The sequence below is a fragment of the Veillonella sp. CAG:933 genome (genome assembly GCF_000431435.1).
In the GTDB taxonomy this organism is placed as follows: domain Bacteria; phylum Bacillota; class Negativicutes; order Veillonellales; family Veillonellaceae; genus Veillonella_A.
Genome location: NZ_HF986242.1, coordinates 1 through 4,054 on the forward strand (window position 1 = coordinate 1; position 4,054 = coordinate 4,054).

Annotated in this window: 6 protein-coding genes; all 6 read right to left on the reverse strand. The window is 34.3% G+C overall.

Features of this window, described 5'->3' with window-relative positions:
• On the reverse strand, window positions 1–369 hold a 369-nt coding region (locus tag QZL64_RS12770; RefSeq protein WP_296309675.1), incomplete at its 3' end, for a hypothetical protein.
• 22 nt (window positions 370–391) lie between these two features.
• Entirely contained in the window at window positions 392–1,792 is a 1,401-nt protein-coding gene (locus tag QZL64_RS12775; RefSeq protein WP_021842342.1) for a hypothetical protein, read from the reverse strand.
• A 93-nt stretch (window positions 1,793–1,885) separates the two neighbouring features.
• Window positions 1,886–2,269 (reverse strand): hypothetical protein, encoded by a 384-nt coding sequence (locus tag QZL64_RS12780; protein WP_021842343.1) that lies wholly within the window; start codon window positions 2,267–2,269, stop codon window positions 1,886–1,888.
• Between the two features lie 6 nt (window positions 2,270–2,275).
• Complete coding sequence (locus QZL64_RS12785; RefSeq protein ID WP_021842344.1) at window positions 2,276–2,836, reverse strand: RNA polymerase sigma factor; 561 nt, start codon at window positions 2,834–2,836, stop codon at window positions 2,276–2,278.
• A 131-nt stretch (window positions 2,837–2,967) separates the two neighbouring features.
• Window positions 2,968–3,462, reverse strand: coding sequence for a hypothetical protein (locus QZL64_RS12790; RefSeq protein ID WP_021842345.1), 495 nt, complete (start codon window positions 3,460–3,462; stop codon window positions 2,968–2,970).
• The gene (locus QZL64_RS12795; protein ID WP_021842346.1) at window positions 3,405–3,890 is read right to left on the reverse strand and encodes a hypothetical protein; all 486 of its coding nucleotides are present in this window, start codon (window positions 3,888–3,890) and stop codon (window positions 3,405–3,407) included. The genes QZL64_RS12790 and QZL64_RS12795 overlap by 58 nt, the downstream gene beginning before the upstream one ends.
• Window positions 3,891–4,054 lie beyond the last annotated feature (164 nt).

Sequence of the window (4,054 nt, forward strand, 5' to 3'; positions counted from 1 at the left end):
TGGTACGTGAAAGCGAGGAGTAGGTAGAGTAAACATCACTACTTTCTCCAAATATTCAGTTTTTGTTTCATATTCTTTCCTTTCTTTAACTGGTTTCTCTACTACCTTTTCCACGAGTTTCGTGGGGTGATTAATGGTGACATCAATGTTAGCAATCGGCATATCGCTTTTTACATTGGAAACACCTTTATTAAGATCAATCTCTAAGGATAAATTGCCCTTAGGATCGAACTTTAATGCGGGCAAGTCAAGTGGTTTTACTTGATCTGCCCGAACCTCTTCTACTTGAAAGAAGTTCGTATTATAGGATAATAATATACCTACAATAGCAAATGACACGTATGTAAGTAAATTGCCATGTCTACTCATTTTGATAATGATTTATAGTTATTTACTTCTTCTCTTCCACCGGTTTCTCGTCTTTCTTAGGATCTGCAGTTTCCTCAGATTTCGGAGTTTCCTTAGGATATTCGCTTTCTGTATATAGATCGAAGGCTGCATCCTTGTCTACGTACATGTTACGAATTTCGATCATTTTATTTGTTGCATTGAGCATGAACTTCGGATCTGCCATAGGAACTTCAGTCTTATAAGCTTCATAGAATTTGTTCATGATCTTCTTGGCGAGTCCTACTTCATATGATTTAGGATCGTCAGTATTAACAACTAATTTACTTAGTTGCGGTACCTGTAAGAAGAAATCTCGAGTAGGCTCAAGGATTCCGTTCTTAACTGCTGTAGTATCATCGATTGGTTGCTTAGAATCCGCATTACGAACACGAATAAATGCCTTAATCAAATCAACTACCTCCTCTTCACTTAATACCGGAAGATTATACTTTACGGTCGAATGAGCAAAAATCGGATTATGATCGGCGATCAAAGAACTTACAGTTCCTTGACATAAACCACGTACTAACGCCGTAGATTTATTACCTAACAGGGTAACAGCATCTTCGAATAATGCACCTAATCCAATCTTGTTCCAAGTTTCCTTTTTTGCTTCGTCTGGTTCTTGATTCTGTCGATATAATCGTACTTTCATCAATGCCTCGCTGAAACGATTTGGAAAAGGGGAGTTCTGCTGTGATAAGATATAGGATAATCCATTCTTTGCATCATTCTCATCCTTCCACTTAGCAGCATCTAGCTCAGGAACTACAGGAGCTTTTTTCTCTTGTTTAATTTCCTCTTTAGCTTCTTTCTCTGTTTCTGGAGTAATGTCCTTAAACGCTAAGGTCATTTGTTTACCATCCTCAGATACATGATGCGGCAACATTGTAACACCAATATTATTAAATGTATTAATAACATCTTGAACAATAACATCATCATTTGGAACTGCAAGACCTAATTCAAGCTTTTCTTCACGAGCCTGAATAGAAGCCTTAGTCATACCCCAAGCAAGATTATATGTGAAGGCTTGCTCCATCTTAATCGTTGCTGGCTCACCAGATTTCATACCGGCTATATGTCGCTGAGCTACTTCTAGTAGTCGAGCATAACCATCGCCAGACATTCTCTGATGTGGTTGTAACTTAATGTTATTTAAGTCGATTTTTGAAGGAATCTCTTCCTTTGGCTCCGGCTTAACTTCTTCGGTTGCAACTGTTTCTACTGTAGGATCTACAGGTGGTGGAGTTTGTTTTCTCTCCTCTTTTTCTACCTCAGGCTTTTTTACTTCCTTTGGTTTTTGTGGATTATTTACTTGAGTTTGTTTTGCACTCTTGTTATCCTTTACTTCAGTATCCTTTACAGGAGCTTGCTGAGTTATTTTATTTTTCTTAGACATGATTCAATTGATTTGTTTACTGTCCTTTACAGTTTTAAATTATTAAAATAACTAATGATAGAAATAGTAATGATCCCGAAAATAGTTAGTAAGCTAACTTGAATCCTCGTGATCTGGTGACGCTCTGGTTCTAGTATGAACTAGAAGATTTTCTCCTTGTTGTTGGTCTCCTTGGTCTCTAATAAACCACATATAAGCCTTACTTACAGACTCAATTGTTGCAGTAATCATTGGTGTCACTCCAACGATTTGCAAAGCCTGTATGGGCATGTGGTTTACTACAGAGACCTTTTCTATTTGGTCCTTTTTAGGCTCGATATGACGAGTCTTACTCTGGATGCCAAATCCAACAACAATCGCAAACGCTAGGGTCAATATCAAATTAATACCTAGCTTTGGGCTACCTTGTACTCTAGCGATTGCTACAATCACTAGAATTAAAGCAACAATCATAGAAATGAAAGTCATTGTTGTCATGTTCTGTTAATTTTTTGAAAGTTTATGAAAAATTTCTCTCAACCTACGTTTTGCCTTATTCAAATCGGATTTTACAGTTCCGATAGGAATTCCAAGCTTAACACTCAGTTGATCATAACTAAGACCTTGATAGTATCTTAACTCGAGTAAATTTCGATACTTAGATCTTAGGCGAGATAATGCTATTCTTAGAAGTTTAATATTCTCCGTTTTAATCATATCTGACTCGGGATCTGGAGCTGTTTCTTCTAACTGAATAGTATTTGTCTCATTATCTATGCTGAAGTTCTTACATAAATCCTTTGTGGCTCTTATATGGTCAATAGTAGTATTAACTGCTATTGTTTTAAGCCACGCTTCGAAGCTAATAGGATTTACATAAGAACTGAGTTTACTAAAGGCTTTTATAAATGTGTTACTCAATAGATCTTGAGTAAGTTCATCATCTTTGACTATATCAAAGATAATATATCTTATCAGTCTATGATACCGTTCATATAACTGATTAAAAGCCTTATTATCACCGTGTTTTGCTTGTTCAATTAAGATTTTTTCTTCTTCTTTCATATAACAAGCATTAGTTAGTGGAAACTAGGGGAGTCGAACCCCTAGAATCCTTTGTTTAGAACGCCCTCTGCGACGACACAGCTATCTCGTCTGAAAGTAGGCAAATCTTATTACACTTCCTTATTTCTAAACTAAAATGGAATACCTAATATATATCTATAATAATATGTATCATATACATATTTACGTATCCAATAACATTGAATTAAGTTATCAAATATTTCATCAGAGTATATCCTAGGTAATTCTATTTTGTCTAACATTGCTACAGCAATTCTTAGTCTTACTAAGTCTGTAGTATGTTTGCTCCCTATCATCTTATTAGGATGAAAAAGACGTTGAGATATCCAAGCAATCCATTTCTTAATTTTTGCTTTTATCTCAATCCAAGTACGCCAATCCATATTATCTGGACATACTGAACAAAATTTCCCATCTGGAGTTTTAATCCAACCAAAATATTTTTCATATTCTGATCCAATTATTCCCCAATCCATACAATAACCTTCATCTTCTCTAAATACTGGTAAAAATTTTTCATGTGTACTAATATTTTTGAAAAGATCTTTTATTGTATTACAGAGTTCGCCTCGTTGATCGAAGATTTTATCTCTATTTTTTTCCATTTATCTTCGTTTATATACCGAATATTTACTTTATTGAATAACTTTTGAGCATCCTCCCAAGAAACATGTAATTTACCTTGGATATCTGCAGTAACAGCTATTTCATTTAGATTCCCATCTGGTTGAATATTCTTTATACTTACAAATTCTTCATATTGTTCATCAGTATATTGAATACTACTAGATTCTGTGTTTCTTTCTTCTATTTTACTTGATTCAATTTCTTTAGATAGAAGAGTAAATTCAAATTTAGTAGGATCTTCCAAAATCTGTTCAACTATTTTATGATCTCTTTCAATAAGACCATTAGCAAATGAACTTAGTGAAATACTATTTGTGATTCTTATAAATGGTTCCTTACCATTTAAAGACAAAATATATTTCTGTTCACTGAATAAATCTTTAACAATATATACTCCTGCTTTCATTTCTTAATTGATTTATAATATGTGTCAATAACTCGACTTGCTGTAAGCAAATCAACTCCAAACTCTTCTTGGATTAGACGATTCTTTTCGAAATCATCACATGGTTCATCCATTATCTTCTTTAATTTCTCCTTTTCACCGGGATTATCAAAGTATATCCAAAA

Bases quoted from the DNA above. Each gene is read 5' to 3' on its own strand.
- QZL64_RS12775 (WP_021842342.1), bottom strand. From the start codon at position 1,792: ATGTCTAAGAAAAATAAAATAACTCAGCAAGCTCCTGTAAAGGATACT.
- QZL64_RS12780 (WP_021842343.1), bottom strand. From the start codon at position 2,269: ATGACAACAATGACTTTCATTTCTATGATTGTTGCTTTAATTCTAGTG.
- QZL64_RS12785 (WP_021842344.1), bottom strand. From the start codon at position 2,836: ATGAAAGAAGAAGAAAAAATCTTAATTGAACAAGCAAAACACGGTGAT.
- QZL64_RS12790 (WP_021842345.1), bottom strand. From the start codon at position 3,462: ATGGAAAAAAATAGAGATAAAATCTTCGATCAACGAGGCGAACTCTGT.
- QZL64_RS12795 (WP_021842346.1), bottom strand. From the start codon at position 3,890: ATGAAAGCAGGAGTATATATTGTTAAAGATTTATTCAGTGAACAGAAA.